The following is a 17,576-nucleotide window of genomic DNA, read 5'->3' on the forward strand; positions in this document are numbered from 1 at the left end:
CATGAAAACAATGCATCCTACATTTAGTATTATCATTCCTCATAAAGAGATACCGGATCTTCTAATGCGGTGCTTACAGTCAATCCCTGTATCTGAGGACATTCAAGTGATTGTGGTAGACGACAATAGTGCAGATGCTGACACCTACTTGGAGAGGTATCCGGAACTGTCACGCCCCTATCTGGAGTTTATCAGAACGACAAAAGGTGGAGGTGCAGGCTATGCCAGGAATGTAGGATTAGACCATGCTAAAGGGAAATGGATATTGTTTGCTGATTCGGATGACTTCTTTGTTGAAGACATGTATGATATCATCTGCTCATACGTTGATTCAGAAACAGATGTTATATACTTTAAATCTAATTCGGTTCTTTCAGCAGATATAAATAGAGAAGCAAAACGGAATGCTCATGTAAACAAAATAATTAATCAATACCTGATAGACGGTGACGAGTGGCCTATTAGAGCACAAATGTATGTACCATGGGGTAAAATGGTTAAAAGAGATGTGATGGTCAAACACGACATCCGTTTTGACGAAGTAATGTATGCTGATGATGCTTACTGTTCTTTACAGATAGGCTATTACGCAAGGACAATTCAGGTTGTTAATAGGGTCCTTTACGTTGTCACTTCTCGTCCTGATTCCCAGATGTCAGATTTTTGTTTAAAGCCCAATGAGTTGAAACTTAGAGCAGAGGCAGCCTTTCGGATGGACAAATTTATGCTGCAAAATGATTTTTGTAGAGAGCATCGATTGAAATTTTTTTTAGTTAAGATGTTAACGCATGACAGGAGGTTGTTCAAGTACTACTTCTTCAAGTTGGAAGAAATCTATCCGTCAAAGTTATCGGCATTACGGGATATTTGCAAGAATAGTCCCCGAAGATTCAAGATTAAATTCTATTTATATTCATTATTGGTATGGACAAGACTCCTGTAAGTATTATGGCAAATATAAAATCTATGTGTCCTACGTTTAGTATCATCATACCTCACTACGATATTCCGGACTTGCTGATGCGCTGTCTGAAGTCAATACCTGTATCTGAAGATATTCAGGTGATTGTAGTGGATGATAACAGCCCTGATGCAGATACCTATTTGGAAAGATATCCAGAGCTGTCTCGTCCATACTTAGAGTTTATTCGTGCTTCTAAGAATGGAGGGGCTGGATATGCCCGAAATATCGGATTAGATCATGCAAAAGGGAAATGGCTGTTGTTTGCAGATGCAGATGACTTCTTTGTGGGCAATATGTATGATATTATTAATACGCATGTAGAATCTGACGCCGATGTTATCTATTTCCAGAAACGGGCAGTTTATTCTGATAATCTGAACTGCAAATCATCCAGAAGTGGCTATATTGATAAAATAATGGATATTTATCTCAAAACGGGTGATGAGGTGCCAGTAAGAACCAGATATAATGTACCATGGGGTAAAATGATTAAGAAAAGTCTGGTAGAGAATCATCACATTTGTTTTGAAGAAATCAAGTATTCTAATGACATTCTTTTTTCCGTACATGTAGGTTGTTTAGCAAAGAAGATCGAAGCCATTGATACTGTTCTATATGTCGTGACATATCATGAAGGTTCAGCGACTTATGAATTTTGTAAAAAACCTGATGAATTAAGAATTAGAGCAGGAGCTGCATTCAGATATGATTCTTTTTTATTTCAACACAATATGAGCCAAGGAAGAGAAATTGTATCTTACATAAAAAGGATGTTAAGCCAGGACAGGAATTTATTTAAGTACTACTTCATAAGATTGGACGAAATCTATACATCAAAGATAGCCGCGCTCAAAGACATCACTAAAGGTTGTTCTTGTAGATTCAAAATCAAATTGTATTTTTATTCGTTTAAAATATGGATAAGCCGCTGTTTAGTATCATAATTCCTCATTACGATATTCCAGACTTGCTGATGCGCTGTCTGAAATCCATCCCTGTGTCTGAAGACATTCAGGTGATCGTAGTGGATGATGATAGCCTAGATGCAGACACATATTTGGAAAGATATCCAGAACTTTCCCGTCCTTTCCTCGAATTTATTCGTGCACCTAAAAATGGAGGGGCTGGTTATGCCAGGAATATCGGTTTAGATCATGCAAAAGGAAAATGGCTCCTGTTTGCAGATGCAGATGACTTTTTTGTTGAAGATATGTATGATTTGATATTATCCGATATTGATTCAGAAGCAGATATCATTTTCTTCAAAAAGAAGTCGGTTCTTTCTGATAATGTTAATATAGAAACAGTTAGGGATCCTCATATAAATAGGAGAATTGATCAATATCTTTCGGATGGTGATGAATGGTATATAAGAGTTAGGCTGGATGTTCCATGGGGCAAAATGATGAAAAGGGATTTGATAAACAAATACAATATTCGATTTGACGAAGTAATGTATGGTAATGATATAATATTTTCTATGCAATCTGGTTATTATGCTAAAAGCATTAAAGTTATCAATGAAATCCTTTATGTTAGTACTTCCCGCCCTAATTCATTAGCAGATGATTTTTGTTCTAAGCCTAGAGAGTTAGAGATAAGGGCGGAGGTGGCTTTTATGGCTGACAGATTTTTGATACGAAATAAATATGATAGAGAACGTAGGTTAAAGCCTTATCTATGGAGGATGTTAAAACAGGATCGAAGGTTGTTCAAATATTATTTTTATAAGCTTGACGAAATATATCCTTCAAAATTGAAAGCACTAAATGACCTGCGTAAAGGGCATTCTATCATATATCAAGTGCTATTATACATATACTTTTTCTGGTTATGGATAATTCGTTAGTCAGTATAATAGTCCCTGTATATAACACGGCAGAATACGTTGAAGAATGTGTTCAGTCTGTTCTGTCGCAATCATACAAGAATATTGAGCTGATTCTTGTGAATGATGGAAGTACAGATGGCTCTGGTGATATTTGCAAGAAGTATGAGAATCGTCCCAATGTGATATACATTGAGCAAGATAACCTTGGAACTACAGCAGCAAGAAGACGGGGTGTAGAAAAATCTCATGGTGAGTGGATTATGTTCGTGGATTCTGATGATATACTTTTGGATAACGGATTAGAGTATATGGTTGAACTATCTGAAAAAACGAACATTGTTCTTAGTGGACATACACATAACATCAATTTAATCCAAAAGCTTCCAGATATAATAAGTAAAGATGAGTATTTAAAAATGATTTATACAAGGGACATTTATGTGGCACCATTTGGTCGCCTGTTTCACAAATCATTATTTAATGAAAGAACTTTAGCGTTTCCCCGTTACTATGTCCTTGGAGAGGATTATTTAATGAATTTACAAATCGCAATAGATAATAAGGAAGATATAAGAGTATATAAACAGTCAATGTATTATAGAAGATACAACCCCCTATCAACTATGCACATAAATTCTCTAACCTTTGACTATTGTCAAAAGATATGTGGTTTAGCTGATAATATGGTAATGGGAGTTTGGGGAAATAGGTTTCCATTGTTGCAAATGAAACAACGAATGGTGTTCTTTAATCTGACTCTGAAAGATGTTCGATATCACAGCGACTCCCACCATCCGTTTGTCAAAGATATAAAGCGCTATATGGATGAGTCAGGTGTATGGAGGCCCATGGACAGATGGTTGTTAAGTGTGTCATCTCCTTGGGCTGTTAAAACTGTGTGGAATCTACGGAAGGTTTGGATGAGGCTGGAACATCCATCTATGTTTTTGCGTGACTTAAAAAAATGGCTGGGATGGTGCATATACCTTATATTATGGACTCGACAAGGAACAGCGGGTAAAGATTTTTTCAAAAAATAACATTATTTCCATTTTTGGAGCATTGCATTTTAGTTATTTGTTATAATTGTATTACAAATACATAACGTAAACATTTCAAATGAATTCAAAGTTGTGGAAAATAGCAAAGCCTGTGGTCAGGCCTGTGTTGGCGAAGGGCGTGCAGATCCTCTTCTATTTGCTACGCATGTTCCCTATAAAGAATAACAAGGTGTTGGTAAGTGTTTTTGAGGGTAGACGCTATGACGACAACCAAAAATTCATTATGGAGGAGTTGCATAAGCTTCGGCCTGATATGGATGTTGTTTGGGTGAGAAGGCGTCGTTATAATTACGAGTTGCCTTCGTGGATGAGGTCCGTAAATTGGCGCAGTTGGAAATGGCTGTATGAATATGTGACCGCAAAGATTTGGATTGATAATGGTACATTGCCTGACTATTTTGTTAAGCGTAAGGGACAGATGTATATAGAAACCTGGCATGGTGGGCTAGGAATCAAGAAAGTGGCGATGGATGAAGTTGGTGCGTTGGCTAAGATCAGGAACGACCGCAGATACCTAAAAGGGACATCTTTGGCTGACGTGTATATCTCGAATTCCGACCACCTGTCGATTATCTATCGCAGGGCATTCAATTATCATGGGCCTATCTGGAAATGCGGCTATCCGAAAAACGATATGCTGGTGCAGAACAACCCTAAGGAGGGAATGAAGGCTCGTAAGGACTTAGGCATTCCTTCTGATCATAAAGTGCTGCTCTATGCGCCTACTTGGCGATTGCGCTTTGCAGAAAATCATTATATCGACATGAATGTATATGATTTGGATATACAGCGTCTGAAGAAGACTCTGGCGAACAAATTTGGCGGTGAATGGATGATGCTCATCAGATTCCACCCATTGCAGCGCCTCTATGCCAAAGACTTTCAAGAGGCGCATCCAGAGGTAAAGAATGTGACGGACTATCAGGATATGCAACGGTTACTGATGGCGACGGATGTGATGGTAAGTGACTATTCGAGCTGTATTTTTGATGCTGCCTTGAGGCGGATTCCCTGCTTTGCATACGCAACAGACTTCGAACAGTATAAGAATGAAGAACGCGGCGTGTATTACGAAATGGATGAACTTCCGTTTCCATACGCCAAGAATAATGACGAGATGGAACAAAATGTGAAGGCTTTCGACATGGATGGCTATCTGAAAAAGTGGGACGCCTTTGCTGTGAGAATGGGACTTAACGAGACTGGCCATTCGGCTAAGGACATTGCAGAGAAAATGGCAGAGTTCTTAGATGGCAAGACCGTAGAATGGCAAAATGATTATCCAATACAAATAACGCAATCGATATGAACATAGCAGTAATATTTGCAGGTGGGCAAGGACACAGACTTTATAATCATAGTCGCCCCAAGCAGTTTTTTGAGTATCGTGGGAAACCTATCGTGGTTTATACCATCGAGGTGTTTCAGCATATTCAGGAAGTTGATGCCATTGTGGTGGTCTGTCTGGAAGACTGGATTCCTTATCTGCGTAGTCAGGTGGAAAAATATGGATTGACTAAAGTTATAGATATTGTTCCAGGTGGCGAAAAGGGACAAGACTCCATTTATAATGGACTGCAGTGCGTTAAGCAACATTTCCCAGAAGATTCTTTGGTGCTGATACATGACGGTGTGCGTCCTTTAGCGATGGAGAAAACGATTATTGAATGTATAGAAGTTGCCAAGAAGAAAGGTAACAGCATTGCTTGTGTGCCATCGACAGAGACTATCGTAATTAAGAAGAATGATGGCTCGCTGGAGGAACCTGAGCGAGACTCTGTTCTGATGGTTCGGGCTCCACAATGTTTTGTACTGAAAGATGTGCTGGAGGCTCACCAAAAGGCTTTGGCTGATGGCTTGCATGATTTCGTAGATACTTTTTCGATGATGAAACATTATTGTTATGAGTTGCATACGATTCTTGGAACTGCCGAGAATATCAAGATTACGACGCCTGCTGACTTTTTTATGTTTAAATCTATTATAGAGGCTAGGGAAGAGGGAGCTGTATTTGGTCTTTAAAAAGGTGTATAGTGAAAGACGAAATTGTCATAAATGATTTGCAGGGGATGTGTGAGGCTGGGTTGCCTTGGCGTGAACTTGACGGAAAAACGGTTCTTGTTACTGGGGCGACAGGTATGTTGGCCTCGTATGTGACTTGGCTGCTGCTTTATTTGCATGAGCATGTGGGCATCAATGTTTCTGTAGTAGCTCTTTGCAGAAATCGCCAGAGTGCAGAGCAATATTTTGGCTCGTATTTTGATAAGCCTTATTTCAATTTGTTGATTCAGGATGTTTGTGAGCCTATCGTTTATAAGGAAAGGGTAGACTACGTATTCCATTTGGCGGGGAATGCAAGCCCGCATTTCATCAATTCTGATCCTGTTGGAATCATGAAGTGTAATTTGCTAGGGACGATGAATGTGCTTGATTGGGCTCGTGAATCGAAAGTCGCAAAAGTCATCTTTGCCTCCACACGTGAGGTCTATGGAAAGAACGAAGACACCGAGCTGTTGGATGAGCATGCTTATGGAACGCTTGATCCTCTAGATGACAGGTCGTGCTATCCTGAATGCAAGCGTGCTGCAGAAACTTTGCTGAGAAGCTATTTTCTGCAATATGGTGTCCCTTATAACGTCGTTCGTATTGCGCACTCGTATGGCCCGACGATGAAGTTGGAAAATGATGGAAGAGTGATGGCAGACCTGTTGGGCGATGTCGTGGCGGGCAGGGATATTGTTTTGAAAAGCAGTGGTGATGCTGTTCGCGCATTCCTTTATGTGACTGATGCAGTCTTGGGTATGTTTACGGTACTTTTTAAGGGGAATGCTTGTGCGGCCTATAATTTGGCGAATGAATCCGAGCCAATCAGTGTTAAGGATTTAGCTCAAATGTTGGCCAGTTCAAGAAGTGATAAGTCTATTCAGGTGGTGATAAATAAAGGCGAACAGAAAGGCTACTGCGCCTATCGCCGCACGGCTTTAGATACGACTGCCATAGAGCATCTTGGATGGAAACCTCAGGTTTCTCTTAGTGAAGGAATCAGTCGCGTGTTAGCGTCTGTTTTATTTTTTGTTAAAAGACAAATTATTTTGACTTTATCCAAGGATTCTACGGTAAAAAAGGAAAATAAGGGACGCCCAATTCTAGGACTTGCGAAGGGAAAGTGGAAATACCCTGATGATATCAATTTGCATGATGATGAAATTGCAGATGCTTTTGGGGTATAAATGAGAATATTGGTTGATGCTCATATTCTTGTTTGGATGCATACATTCGATTTATTATAGTGCTGTTAGCATTTGGGAATCCGAAATGAAGCATAATTTGCATCCTGAAGATTTTCCATTTTCAGGCAGAGAACTGAATGCTCTTTCGGAAAAAGCAAATTTGAATTGTTGTGTCGGTATAGAATTTTCCTCACTTCACAATCCCAATGGCGCAATACAGTAGCGAGAGTCCCATGAGCGTGTAGAAAATTCTGTGGTGCTTTTTGAAAAGCCCTTGCAGTAAAACGCCTGCGAAAAGCCACGCCAAATTGCAGATGGGGCCTGTAAGCGGCAATAGTATGCCGAACAGCAGCAAGTGCGGAAAATCTTGGTGGTAGGGGAGAATGTAGGTTGTGATTGCCGTGAGGCAGAACACCATGATTTTGATGTTCGTGAGTTGCACGAAAAGACCTGTGCGGAAGCTGCCGGTTGTGCGGCTGTTGCGGATTTCTTCGAGAGGCTTGAACGCTTGAATTAAAAGGCTGATTGCCAAATATGCAATGTAAATTGCTCCGACGAAAGCAAATACCCGGATGAAATTTTCAAAAGCACTACTGATAAAATAAACTATAAAAACAGATGCTAGCGAGACGATTGTGTATCCGGTGAAAAGTCCGTACCATTGCTTTATGGCGACGCTTTTCCCGCTTCCCATCGCTACTGAGAGTGAACAGAGGTTCGCGGGTCCCGGGGTAATTCCCGAGACGAATGCGTATAGTAAAAAAGAAAGTGCTACTTCTAATGACACTAAGCGACCTGTTCAGTGGTTATTCGTCTTTGCTTTCTATAGCCCACGTGAAGCCTGCGTTTTCGATTTGGCGGAATGTGGCTTCTAGGCTTTGACCGCCTTCGGTGAGGTAACCCGAAGCGAAAATGGAATCGGCGACTTTGAAGAGTTCCTTTTCGTGTCCTTTGAAATAGACTTCGCGACCGGCGGCGCAGCGGATGTCCGATTTCGGGAGCAATAGACGGGCTAGGCAAAGGATTTTGATGCCGTATTCGAATGTGAGTCCGGAAATGTCGCGGTTGGCGAGGCGTGTGCCTTTGACCGGCAACAAAAAGTTTATGGGGACGGATTCTGGATTGATGGCGACCAAGTCAAAAAGCATATCGACCACGTCTTCTTTGGATTCGCCCATGCCAATGATTCCGCCGCAGCATATTTCAAAGCCGATGCTCTGCAACATGCGAATGTTTTGGATGCGTCGCTCGTATGTGTGGGTGCTGCAAATTTCGGGGTAAAAACGGCGGCTCGTATTCAAGTTGTGGTTGATGCGGTCAAGGCCTGCCGCCTTTAAAATGCGGGCTTGGTGCTCGGTCAAGAATCCGATGGAACAGCAAATGTGCGTGCCCGATTTCTTCATGTGCGCAATGCGTTCGGCGAGTTCTTCAATTTCTTTGTCTGTGAAGCCCATGCCCGAAAGCCCGATGCAATGCCTAGACAGGTGAAATTCATCAACAAGATTATTGTCGCTGTAGAGCTTGTCGTCCGAAACGCTTTTGTATTTTTCAATGGGCGCTTGGGAATCGCGAGATTGGGCGCAATAGGCGCAATTTTGAGTGCAGTTGCCGCTACGGACATTCGTCAAAAGCTGGATGTTGACACGGTTGCCTTTGTATTTCGTGCGTAATTTGAATGCGGCTTCGATTAACAAATCTAGCTGGTTGTTTGGAAAATTTAAAATTTGCAAACATTCTTCGCGAGTAAGGGTTTTGCTTTCGTCCCAGTCTTTTGTCAAATAATCTGTAATTGTCATTCCTAAACTACCGTCATTGAGCTTGTTGAATTTTGGTGACAAATATAAAAGCCAAGTTAATGCTTGGCTAATACAAAAAAGCTATGGCTTGTAGGGGCGTTATTCAAGAAATTGAATGCTCAATGGTGATGGTGGTGACCTTCGTGCATTGAATCCATGTGGTGTGCAGGGGGTTGAACCTCGGAAACTGCCTTCGCCTTGGGCTTGTAGCCAGCAATTCCCGGGTCAACCATCCCGAAGATCATGGCAATGTGAGATAGCACGAGAAATGCGGCGAGTAGAAGAATAGCGTATGTCGTTCTTTTCTGCTCAACAACTTTGCGGAATAAAAGTTTCAAGTTCAAAAGTGCAAGCAATATCATCGGGATGCCCGCAAGGATATAAGAGAATATGGCTACGACGTCAATCCATGTTCTGAATTCATCAGCAGATCCATATAGTGAGTAGAGTACATGTTGTATCCTTTTTGTTATGGGTTTGACTTATTCTCCATTTCGTAAAGCAATGTACAAAAAGAAATTATCAAAAGTGTTATTGAAAATTTTGATATCTAGCGCTAAGAAAAAGTGTAATTTTTTTACACATATTTTGAAAGCGTTTTGACGTCTTTACCGCTCCACGTGTAGAGCGCGAGCATGGGTTCGTGTTCGGTTTGCATGGAGTGAATGTGATTGGACGGGTGCAGTACAAACTCTCCAGGACCGCGTACTTTTGAGATTCCGTCTAATGTCCAGATGGCGTGTCCGGACAAAATGACGTACAGTTCTGTGGCGGGGTGCAAGTGGGAGGGGTAAAAGGTGTTTTTGCCTAGGAGCGTAAAACCGAAACAAAAATGCTCGTCGTGATAGGGCGCTTCTGGACCGAGAATTTCTCCCCATCCCATTTGATCGGCCAAATCAGGCATGTCGGGGCGCGGCTCGTAATTGTATTTCCACGGCAAATAGGGGAGGGCGGGCTCCAAAGCTTTTAGCAAATCTGCAGTTTCAGGGTTCCCGTGCTTGATAGCTTCTCCAATGTAGCGGATTAGCGGCGAGTCGTTTTTTTCAAATTTTCCAATTGGCTTTGGAATGTCTCGGACTGCAAAATTGGCGGCTTCAAGCCCGATTTTGTCGTCGATTTTGGCTCTCTTGAAAAGAAACTTTTGGGATTCTTCAATTAAATTGTGGATAACATTTTTCATGGAACCTCTATTTTAAACTTGATTTTAACACGGCGACGGTATGGCCGATGACTTCGCCTTTTTTGAACGCTTCGTATGCGGCGGTTGCGGTAAGCTTTACGGAATCGAGAGTTTTTTCAATTTCAAAAGCCCGTTTGCCGGAATCCTTGACAGAAATGTTTGCGAATGCTTTTTGCAAGTCTTCAGCGCGGTAGAATCTGAACGGGCCGAGGCCAGCTTTTTCTTGCGCGGCGTATCCCGAAATCACATCTTCCGGCTCGGCTTGGACTTTCCAGGAATACGTGAAAATTTCAGAACGGAGTCCGGCGAGTTCGCCAAGCTTGATGAATGCGCTGAGTGGAACGCGCCCGCCGAGCGTGGAATAGACGGCGCCGTTTTGTGCCAAATAATCGCGAGCCTGCTTGAGTGCGAGGTAATGCAAGTCGAGCATTTGCTCGTGAACGAATTCGGGAATAGCTTCTTCGCGCTTTTCCAAGTAATGGCCGCTATTGCGTTTGTCTTCAATCTTTGTGTTGTTTGCGAGCGGCACGTTGGGGAGGTTCTCGTAAATCACGTCGTAATTTCGCTTGCCGTTTTGGAGCGGTTGCAAAAGGTCGCCGTTGCCGAATTCAAATTCGATTTTGGAGGTCTCTTTGATATTGCTTCGAACGTTCTGTGCAGCGGCGGCGACAACGCTTCTTTGCAAATCCGTGAAGCCTACGCGCTTTGCTCCCAAAAGTTCAATGCCGGTCAACACGTCAATGCCGGAGCCTGTGCCGATGGAAACGAATGAATCAATATCGTGACCCAATTTTTCGCGAATCAGCTTGAATGCGGGGGCTGCAATGTAGGCGACCCAGTCGCTTTTAATGTCTTCTGTTTTCGGCAGGTAGGCGTGATCGGCAACTTCAATAGAGAGGTAATCTTTGATGTGCTTTGTCGCACCATTTAATGCAAGGTATTTATTGACATCTACAACGATACTCATTACTTACCGCCTTTGGTGCTTGCATTGATAGCTTGTTCGAAGTCAGCGATGATGTCGCGCGGGTCTTCGATGCCAACGGATACGCGGATCATATCTTCGGGGATGCCTGCGGCGAGTCTGTCCTTCGGCGAAAGCTGCGAATGGGTGCTTGTTGCCGGGTGCAAAACGCTTGTGCGTGCATCGCCAACGTGAACGACGAGGGCTGCGACTTTCAAAGCTTTGACAAACGAGCGGATGGCTGCTCTGCCACCTTTGAGGCCGAATGTGAGTACGCCGCTGCCGCCTTGATAATCAAAGTATTTGCGGATGCGCTTGAAATATGGGCTAGATTTGAGTCCCGGATAGCTGACCCAATTCACGGCGGGGTGCTTGGACAAAAATTCTGCCAATGCGAGGGCGTTGTTGCTGTGTTGCGGCATTCGCAAATGGAGCGTTTCAAGGCCCAAATTCAAAAGGAATGCGTTGAACGGGCTTAATGCGGCACCATAATCGCGCAAGAATTGAGCACGAGCCTTTGCGATAAATGCTGCACGTCCAAATTTTTGAGTATAGGAGGTGTTTGCGTATTGCGCATCCGGTTCCACGAGGTCTGGGAACTTACCGTTTTCCCAGTTGTAATTGCCACCGTCAATGACGACACCGCCGAGCGCAACGGCGTGACCGTCGATGTACTTTGTGGCCGAATGAATGACAACGTTTGCGCCGAGTTTCAAAGGTTTCACGAGGAATGGCGTTGCGAGTGTATTATCAACGAGGAAGGGAACGTCAAATTCCTTGGCGAGCTTGGAAAACTTTTCAAAGTCCAAAATGCCCAAGGCGGGGTTGCCAATCGTTTCGCCGAAAATGAGCTTGGTGTTGGGGCGGAATGCTTTGCGGAGTTCTGCTATGGAATCTTCCGGGTCGATGAATGTCGTTTCAATGCCGAGCTTGGAAAGTCTTACGCTGAGTAATGTGTAGCTGCCGCCGTAAATGGTTTTGCTTGCAACGATGTGGTCGCCTGCTTTCACGAGGTTTGAAATCGCAAGGAGGACTGCGGCTTGCCCCGATGCGGTTGCAACGGCACCCACGCCGCCTTCGAGTTCCGTAATCTTGCTTTCGAATGCCGCTACGGTCGGGTTCCCTGTGCGGGTGTATTTGTTGCCTGATTGCTTGAGCGCAAAGAGACGTTCCACTTCGTCAACGTCTTCGTACTTGTAAGTCGTGGACTGGAAAATCGGGAGCACGCGCGGCTCGCCAATTTTTGGTTTCCATCCTGCTTGTAAACACTTTGTTGCAAAATTCCATGTGCTCGGATCGGTAACGTTAGCGGTATTCTTTGCAGATTCAATTTTCTTTTTTGATATATTCTTTGTCATTTTAAAACTCCTCTTTAGCAAAAGATTTGCTCTCGAATAATTCTATTTGTACGGCGAAAATATAGAACGCAACTATTACCTTGTCCAATACTTAATTAATATTGTGTATAATAGAATTAATTTATTAGTAATTTGGTGTGCGCGGGGTGTCTATCGAAATAAGCAATTATCAGCAATTAGAAAAAAATATAACTCGCCGTATATTGCGTTTCAAAGCGCAAAAATCCGTGGGCGAATGCTGTCAATCATCCCCATAAAATTCTTATATTTCGAGCCATGGCATTATCAGCAAATATTACACGCGAAGGAGCGCTTGAACTCCTTAAGAAATACAATAAGGATCCGTTCCACCTTGAACATGGCGAAATCGTAGAAAATACGATGCGTTATTTTGCTCGTGAACTAGGTTACGGCGAAGACGAAGAATTCTGGGGAATTGTCGGTCTCTTGCACGATCTCGATTTTGAATTGTGGCCGGAACAGCATTGCATCAAGGAACGCGAATTGATGCAAGAGGCGGGCCTTTCGGAAGAGCTGATTCACGCGACAACGAGCCATGGCTGGTCTATCACGGTGGATGTCAAGCCAGAACATGAAATGGAAAAAGTGCTTTATGCCGTTGACGAACTCACGGGCTTGATTGGTGCGGTCGTTTTGATGCGCCCGTCCAAAAGCGTGCAGGATTTGGAACTGAAATCCGTCTTGAAAAAGTACAAGTCCCCGAAATTTGCGGCAGGCTGTTCCCGCGAAGTCATTGAGCGCGGCGCAAACTTGCTCGGCTGGGAATTAAACGACCTCATCTCCCGCACGATTGCTGCGCTGAAGACTTTCAGACCGTGATTTTTACGCCGTGATTTAAGCGGCGGATTTTTTCTTGAAAAAATTTTTGAGCCTTTTTACGCCTTCAACGCCCAAAATGGAAAGCCCGCTGTACTGAAAAGTCTTGGCAAGTCCAAAAAGTACAACCCATAACACGCCCTTGGCTTCTGCTGAAATGGGGAGTGTCATTTGCGCAAATGACAATATGTAAAAGGGAATGCAGAGCAGTAAAACGATTATACCTGTTCTGAATGAAAAACTTTGTAATTTTTTTACAATTCTGTCTTTTGTTGACACCAAAAAATTCTTCATAGCTGATATTCCTGATGCCAAAAGATATTTCTTTTTTCTACATAATCAAGGGAATTTTAAAAAAAGCAGAAAAAAGTATGATTAAAAATGACAGAAAACGCTCCGAAAAAAATCGGAGCGTCTTGTGTTTTTGGTTGTTTTGGATTGCTAAATGACGACGATTGGTTCGCGAATAGATTTGTTTTCAAGTAAGAACGCGTAATTGCCTACGGTCACAAAGAGACGGTAAATGAATACATCGACTTTTTCTCCAACGGAAATACTAGGCTCGTCGAAAGAGCGGCGCGCGGTAAGAGTTTCTCCGTTGACGAGTACTGTGATTTCGATGCCACTCCCGCGGAATGCGACGTCTGTCACGACACCTTCTTCGGCAGAATTCTTGAATTTTTGAACTTCGTTTTTCTTGGTGACCTTGACAAATTCAGGGCGGACTATCGCTTGGTCAACATTCGGGATTGTGTCAAAGCTTTGGAACTTGTTGTAATCTTTAAAAATGCTTGGTTGTCCAAAGAACGAGGCTACAAAAGCGGTTTTGGGCTTGCTGTAAACTTCTAGAGGCTTGCCAATTTGATCGATGCGTCCTTTGTTTGTGATGATGATTTCGTCGGCGACTTCGATGGCTTCGTCCTGGTCATGGGTCACGAAAATACTTGTGACACCGAGCTTTGCAATCATCTCCTTGAGCCAGTGGCGCAGTTCTTGGCGGACTTTCGCATCGATGGCGGCAAATGGCTCGTCAAGCAAAAGTAACTGTGGATTTGGCGCGAGGGCGCGTGCAAATGCGACACGTTGGCGCTGGCCGCCCGAAAGTTGGCTCGGGTAGCGGTTTTCGAGACCTTCAAGGCCGATGAGCTTTACCAGTTCGGCGACGCGTTCCTTGATTTCGTTTTCGGATTTCTTGAGCACGCGAAGGCCAAATGCGATGTTTTCGAAAACGGTCATGTAGCGGAACAGCGCATAGCTTTGGAATACAAAGCCGATGCCACGCTTACTGGCGGGGACGTTGTTGATGACTTTCCCGTCGATGATTATTTCTCCGCTATCGGGATTTTCAAGTCCTGCAATCATGCGGAGTATGGTCGTCTTTCCAGAGCCGCTCGGACCCAGGAGGCCGATGAGTTTGCCTTTTTCGATGCCGAAAGAAACGTTGTCTGATGCCTTGAAATTGCCAAAGTGTTTGTTGATGTTTTTTAATTCTACGTACATACAATCTCCTTTTATATTTTCTTTCGACCTCTATATTCAATCGCGCTTCGTGCAATCAAAATGGCGATGGCTAGCATCACAAGAATTGACGAAACTGCAAAGGCGGGCACGTATTGGAATTCGTTGAAGAGAATTTCTACATGCAAGGGAAGCGTATTTGTCTTTCCGCGCAAATGCCCTGAAATCACGGATACAGCACCGAATTCACCCATGGCACGGGCGGCGCAGAGCACCACGCCGTACAGAAAAGCCCATTTGATATGCGGAAATGTGATTTTGCGGAAAATGGTCCAGCCTTTAGCGCCCATCAGCGCGGCGGCCTCTTCTTCGTCGTTTCCGCGAGCTTCCAGAACGGGAATCAATTCACGCGAAATGAATGGAAATGTGACGAAAATCGTTGCAAGAACAATGCCAGGTACGGCAAAGACTATCTTGATGTCCCAACTTTGCAATAGCGGGTAAATGGGGCTTTGGCGTCCGAACGTGAGCAAGAAGATAAGGCCTGCGATAATCGGTGAAACCGTTACCGGCAAGTCTATCAATGTCGTAAGGATTTTTTTGCCTTTGAAATGGAACTTGGTGAGTGACCATGCTGCGCTCAAGCCGAAAATGGTGTTGATGATGACCGCAAGTAAAGTCGCTTCGAGGGTGAGCCAAATGGCTTTGATGGTGTAGTTGTCGCTCACGGCCTTTGCGTAAATGTCGAAACCCTGCTTGAACGCTTCGGCGATAACGGTAATCAGCGGGAGCAAAAGCATGAGAATCACAAAGGCGATGCTTATGCCAATCAAGGACCATTTGACAATCTTTGAAGAAGTCTTTTCTTTGTACATTAAGCGCCTCCTTTCAGAATTTTGGTATTTCTTGTTTGTATTAAGTTCACGAGGAAAAGCGTTACAAACGAGGCTACGAGCATGACAAGCGCAATTGTCGTCGCACTCGCGTAATCGTATTCCTGCAGTTCTGACATGATAATTAGCGGTGCAATTTCTGTTTCGAATGGCTTGTTGCCTGCGATGAAAACGACGCTGCCATATTCACCGAGGCAACGCCCGAACGCAAGCCCGAATCCCGTCAATGCGGCTGGCACGATCTCTGGGAAGATCACTTTCCAGAAAATGCGGCTCCGTGATGCGCCTAGCACGCCTGCGGCTTCTTCGTATGCAGGGTCCAGTTTCTCGAGTACGGGCTGCACTGCACGTACTACAAATGGAATGCCGATAAACACGAGCGCAACCGTAATGCCGATTTGCGTAAAGGCAATTTTGATGCCGAATTTTGCAAAGAATCCGCCCACAAGGCCTGTATCTGCTGTGAGTGCCGTGAGAGCGATGCCCGCCACAGCTGTCGGCAAGGCAAATGGAAGTTCGATCATTCCGTCAATCAATCGTTTGAGTGGAAATGTGTATTTTACAAGAACCCACGCAAGAACGATGCCCATTACTGCATTGATGAGCGATGCGATAAATGCAGTTGTAAAACTCACACGAAAGCTAGAGAGCACTCGGTCGCGCGTAATGGTCTCTATAATTTCGTCAAAACTCATTTGCGCCGTAAACACCACAAGCGATGCGAGCGGAATGAGCACGACAACGCCCAAAATGGCGAGCGTGATGCCTGTAGTAAGGCCGAAACCTGGTATAACACTTCTATTTGTTCTTTTCATAATTGGGCTCAAATATAGAACGCACTTTTCAGCTTGTCCAATATTTTATTTCTAGCGTCTGTTATTAAATTTTTTTATAATAGATAAAGTAATTGCCTGATTGTATGAAAAATCCTCGCCTGTTTGTGAGCGAGGACTGTTTCTATGGAGATAGATTACTTCTTTTCGTAAATCTGGTCGAAAATGCCACCGTTGGAGAAGTGCGTTTTTTGAGCCTTGTCCCAACCGCCGAAGTAGCTGATGTCAATCAGGTTCACGTTTTGGTCAAATTCCTTGTACTGGTCAAGAATGGCCTTGTTGGAAGGACGGTAGTGGTTCTTAGCTGCAATGTGCTGGCCTTCGTCGCTGTAGAGAAAGTTCAGGTATTCGGTGGCAAGTTCGCGGGTGCCGCGCTTGTCAACAACCTTGTCTACAATTGCAACAGACGGTTCAGCCAAAATGCTCACGCTGGGGATGACGATTTCGTAGTCCTTGGGGTAATCCTTGAGCGAGAGGAATGCTTCGTTTTCCCAAGCGAGCAAAACATCGCCCTGGCCGTTTTCGATGAATGTCGTCGTAGAGCCGCGAGCGCCAGAAGCGAGTACGAGCACGTTCTTGTAGAGCTTCTTCACGAATTCCTTGACCTTGGCTTCGTCGCCGTTGTACTGCTTTTCGGCCCATGCCCAAGCGGCGAGATAGTTCCAGCGTGCGCCGCCAGAAGTTTTCGGGTTCGGCGTGATGACTCCGATGCCGTCTTTGACGAGGTCGCCCCAGTCCTTGAGATTCTTCGGGTTACCCTTGCGAACGAGGAAGACGATGGTGGAGGTGTAAGGAGCGCTGTTCAGCGGAAATTCCTTGACCCAGCCATCTTCGATAAGGCCTGCATCGCGCACAGCGTTCACGTCGTATTCGAGGGCTAGTGTTACAACGTCTGCTTCGAGACCGTTGGCGACTTCCAAAGCCTGCTTGCCGGAACCGCCGTGGGACTGCGTGATTTCCACATCCTTGCCGGTCTTTTCCTTCCAGTGCTTAGCAAAGACCTGGTTGTAGTTGGCGTAGAGCTCACGCGTCGGGTCGTAAGACACGTTGGTGAGGGTTTGCTTTGTGCTTTCGGTCTTGCTGTCCGAAGAAGAGCAGGCGGTGAAAGCGATGGAGAGAAGAGCGATGGATGCTATAGTAATTTTTTTGAAATTCATGTTTAAAACCTCTT

19 protein-coding genes are annotated in these 17,576 nt (G+C 44.1%); 8 read left to right on the top strand and 11 right to left on the bottom strand.

Annotated elements, in window-relative coordinates:
• Window position 1 precedes the first annotated feature (1 nt).
• The 7 genes from B9Y77_RS01385 to B9Y77_RS01415 all read left to right on the top strand — a co-directional run bounded on the left by B9Y77_RS01385 (window position 2) and on the right by B9Y77_RS01415 (window position 7,086).
• On the top strand, window positions 2–943 hold the full coding sequence (locus B9Y77_RS01385) for a glycosyltransferase family 2 protein (protein ID WP_073424435.1): 942 nt from the start codon (window positions 2–4) through the stop codon (window positions 941–943).
• On the top strand, window positions 925–1,908 hold the full coding sequence (locus tag B9Y77_RS01390; RefSeq protein ID WP_073424434.1) for a glycosyltransferase family 2 protein: 984 nt from the start codon (window positions 925–927) through the stop codon (window positions 1,906–1,908). The genes B9Y77_RS01385 and B9Y77_RS01390 overlap by 19 nt, the downstream gene beginning before the upstream one ends.
• Window positions 1,881–2,813, top strand: coding sequence for a glycosyltransferase family 2 protein (locus B9Y77_RS01395; protein ID WP_073424433.1), 933 nt, complete (start codon window positions 1,881–1,883; stop codon window positions 2,811–2,813). Before B9Y77_RS01390 ends, B9Y77_RS01395 begins: the two co-directional genes overlap by 28 nt.
• Window positions 2,798–3,835 carry a glycosyltransferase family 2 protein gene (locus tag B9Y77_RS01400; protein WP_085490179.1) on the top strand — a complete coding sequence of 346 codons (1,038 nt, stop codon included), beginning with the start codon at window positions 2,798–2,800 and terminating at the stop codon, window positions 3,833–3,835. Before B9Y77_RS01395 ends, B9Y77_RS01400 begins: the two co-directional genes overlap by 16 nt.
• A gap of 79 nt (window positions 3,836–3,914) precedes the next feature.
• The gene (locus tag B9Y77_RS01405; protein ID WP_085490180.1) at window positions 3,915–5,165 is read left to right on the top strand and encodes a CDP-glycerol glycerophosphotransferase family protein; all 1,251 of its coding nucleotides are present in this window, start codon (window positions 3,915–3,917) and stop codon (window positions 5,163–5,165) included.
• A complete protein-coding gene (locus tag B9Y77_RS01410; RefSeq protein WP_085490181.1) occupies window positions 5,162–5,878 on the top strand; it encodes an IspD/TarI family cytidylyltransferase in 717 nt (238 codons plus the stop codon). Before B9Y77_RS01405 ends, B9Y77_RS01410 begins: the two co-directional genes overlap by 4 nt.
• Window positions 5,879–5,889: 11 nt before the next feature.
• Window positions 5,890–7,086, top strand: a complete 1,197-nt coding sequence (locus tag B9Y77_RS01415) for an NAD-dependent epimerase/dehydratase family protein (protein WP_085490182.1) — start codon at window positions 5,890–5,892, stop codon at window positions 7,084–7,086.
• A 190-nt stretch (window positions 7,087–7,276) separates the two neighbouring features.
• Here B9Y77_RS01415 and B9Y77_RS01420 read toward each other — a convergent pair whose 3' ends face one another.
• From B9Y77_RS01420 to B9Y77_RS01445, 6 genes are all read right to left on the bottom strand, one after another.
• Complete coding sequence (locus B9Y77_RS01420; RefSeq protein ID WP_085490183.1) at window positions 7,277–7,873, bottom strand: LysE family translocator; 597 nt, start codon at window positions 7,871–7,873, stop codon at window positions 7,277–7,279.
• 19 nt (window positions 7,874–7,892) lie between these two features.
• A complete protein-coding gene (bioB, locus tag B9Y77_RS01425) occupies window positions 7,893–8,882 on the bottom strand; it encodes a biotin synthase BioB (RefSeq protein ID WP_085490184.1) in 990 nt (329 codons plus the stop codon).
• Window positions 8,883–9,001: 119 nt separating this feature from the next.
• The gene (locus B9Y77_RS01430) at window positions 9,002–9,355 is read right to left on the bottom strand and encodes a DUF6803 family protein (protein WP_369597151.1); all 354 of its coding nucleotides are present in this window, start codon (window positions 9,353–9,355) and stop codon (window positions 9,002–9,004) included.
• Between the two features lie 104 nt (window positions 9,356–9,459).
• The gene (locus B9Y77_RS01435) at window positions 9,460–10,062 is read right to left on the bottom strand and encodes a dimethylsulfonioproprionate lyase family protein (RefSeq protein ID WP_085490185.1); all 603 of its coding nucleotides are present in this window, start codon (window positions 10,060–10,062) and stop codon (window positions 9,460–9,462) included.
• Between the two features lie 7 nt (window positions 10,063–10,069).
• Window positions 10,070–11,029, bottom strand: a complete 960-nt coding sequence (locus B9Y77_RS01440; protein ID WP_085490186.1) for a class I SAM-dependent methyltransferase — start codon at window positions 11,027–11,029, stop codon at window positions 10,070–10,072.
• Window positions 11,029–12,384 carry an O-acetylhomoserine aminocarboxypropyltransferase/cysteine synthase family protein gene (locus B9Y77_RS01445; protein WP_085490187.1) on the bottom strand — a complete coding sequence of 452 codons (1,356 nt, stop codon included), beginning with the start codon at window positions 12,382–12,384 and terminating at the stop codon, window positions 11,029–11,031. Before B9Y77_RS01445 ends, B9Y77_RS01440 begins: the two co-directional genes overlap by 1 nt.
• A gap of 276 nt (window positions 12,385–12,660) precedes the next feature.
• On the opposite strand from B9Y77_RS01445, the gene B9Y77_RS01450 reads away from it, so the two are divergent.
• On the top strand, window positions 12,661–13,224 hold the full coding sequence (locus tag B9Y77_RS01450) for a hydrolase (RefSeq protein WP_085490188.1): 564 nt from the start codon (window positions 12,661–12,663) through the stop codon (window positions 13,222–13,224).
• Between the two features lie 15 nt (window positions 13,225–13,239).
• Here B9Y77_RS01450 and B9Y77_RS01455 read toward each other — a convergent pair whose 3' ends face one another.
• From B9Y77_RS01455 to B9Y77_RS01475, 5 genes are all read right to left on the bottom strand, one after another.
• The gene (locus tag B9Y77_RS01455) at window positions 13,240–13,515 is read right to left on the bottom strand and encodes a hypothetical protein (RefSeq protein ID WP_012819997.1); all 276 of its coding nucleotides are present in this window, start codon (window positions 13,513–13,515) and stop codon (window positions 13,240–13,242) included.
• A 147-nt stretch (window positions 13,516–13,662) separates the two neighbouring features.
• Window positions 13,663–14,721 carry an ABC transporter ATP-binding protein gene (locus B9Y77_RS01460; protein WP_085490189.1) on the bottom strand — a complete coding sequence of 353 codons (1,059 nt, stop codon included), beginning with the start codon at window positions 14,719–14,721 and terminating at the stop codon, window positions 13,663–13,665.
• Between the two features lie 11 nt (window positions 14,722–14,732).
• Entirely contained in the window at window positions 14,733–15,554 is an 822-nt protein-coding gene (gene cysW, locus B9Y77_RS01465; RefSeq protein ID WP_085490190.1) for a sulfate ABC transporter permease subunit CysW, read from the bottom strand.
• Window positions 15,554–16,387 carry a sulfate ABC transporter permease subunit CysT gene (gene cysT / locus B9Y77_RS01470; RefSeq protein WP_085490191.1) on the bottom strand — a complete coding sequence of 278 codons (834 nt, stop codon included), beginning with the start codon at window positions 16,385–16,387 and terminating at the stop codon, window positions 15,554–15,556. Before cysT ends, cysW begins: the two co-directional genes overlap by 1 nt.
• Window positions 16,388–16,542: 155 nt before the next feature.
• Window positions 16,543–17,562, bottom strand: a complete 1,020-nt coding sequence (locus tag B9Y77_RS01475; RefSeq protein WP_085490192.1) for a sulfate ABC transporter substrate-binding protein — start codon at window positions 17,560–17,562, stop codon at window positions 16,543–16,545.
• Window positions 17,563–17,576: the final 14 nt, after the last annotated feature.

Source organism: Fibrobacter sp. UWB13 (assembly GCF_900177805.1).
Classification (GTDB): Bacteria; Fibrobacterota; Fibrobacteria; order Fibrobacterales; family Fibrobacteraceae; genus Fibrobacter.

Coding starts and splice junctions, on each gene's coding strand:
- B9Y77_RS01385 (WP_073424435.1), top strand. CDS start 2: ATGAAAACAATGCATCCTACATTTAGTATTATCATTCCTCATAAAGAG.
- B9Y77_RS01390 (WP_073424434.1), top strand. CDS start 925: ATGGACAAGACTCCTGTAAGTATTATGGCAAATATAAAATCTATGTGT.
- B9Y77_RS01395 (WP_073424433.1), top strand. CDS start 1,881: ATGGATAAGCCGCTGTTTAGTATCATAATTCCTCATTACGATATTCCA.
- B9Y77_RS01400 (WP_085490179.1), top strand. CDS start 2,798: ATGGATAATTCGTTAGTCAGTATAATAGTCCCTGTATATAACACGGCA.
- B9Y77_RS01405 (WP_085490180.1), top strand. CDS start 3,915: ATGAATTCAAAGTTGTGGAAAATAGCAAAGCCTGTGGTCAGGCCTGTG.
- B9Y77_RS01410 (WP_085490181.1), top strand. CDS start 5,162: ATGAACATAGCAGTAATATTTGCAGGTGGGCAAGGACACAGACTTTAT.
- bioB (WP_085490184.1), bottom strand. CDS start 8,882: ATGACAATTACAGATTATTTGACAAAAGACTGGGACGAAAGCAAAACC.
- B9Y77_RS01435 (WP_085490185.1), bottom strand. CDS start 10,062: ATGAAAAATGTTATCCACAATTTAATTGAAGAATCCCAAAAGTTTCTT.
- B9Y77_RS01440 (WP_085490186.1), bottom strand. CDS start 11,029: ATGAGTATCGTTGTAGATGTCAATAAATACCTTGCATTAAATGGTGCG.
- B9Y77_RS01445 (WP_085490187.1), bottom strand. CDS start 12,384: ATGACAAAGAATATATCAAAAAAGAAAATTGAATCTGCAAAGAATACC.
- B9Y77_RS01450 (WP_085490188.1), top strand. CDS start 12,661: ATGGCATTATCAGCAAATATTACACGCGAAGGAGCGCTTGAACTCCTT.
- B9Y77_RS01455 (WP_012819997.1), bottom strand. CDS start 13,515: ATGAAGAATTTTTTGGTGTCAACAAAAGACAGAATTGTAAAAAAATTA.
- B9Y77_RS01460 (WP_085490189.1), bottom strand. CDS start 14,721: ATGTACGTAGAATTAAAAAACATCAACAAACACTTTGGCAATTTCAAG.
- cysW (WP_085490190.1), bottom strand. CDS start 15,554: ATGTACAAAGAAAAGACTTCTTCAAAGATTGTCAAATGGTCCTTGATT.
- cysT (WP_085490191.1), bottom strand. CDS start 16,387: ATGAAAAGAACAAATAGAAGTGTTATACCAGGTTTCGGCCTTACTACA.
- B9Y77_RS01475 (WP_085490192.1), bottom strand. CDS start 17,562: ATGAATTTCAAAAAAATTACTATAGCATCCATCGCTCTTCTCTCCATC.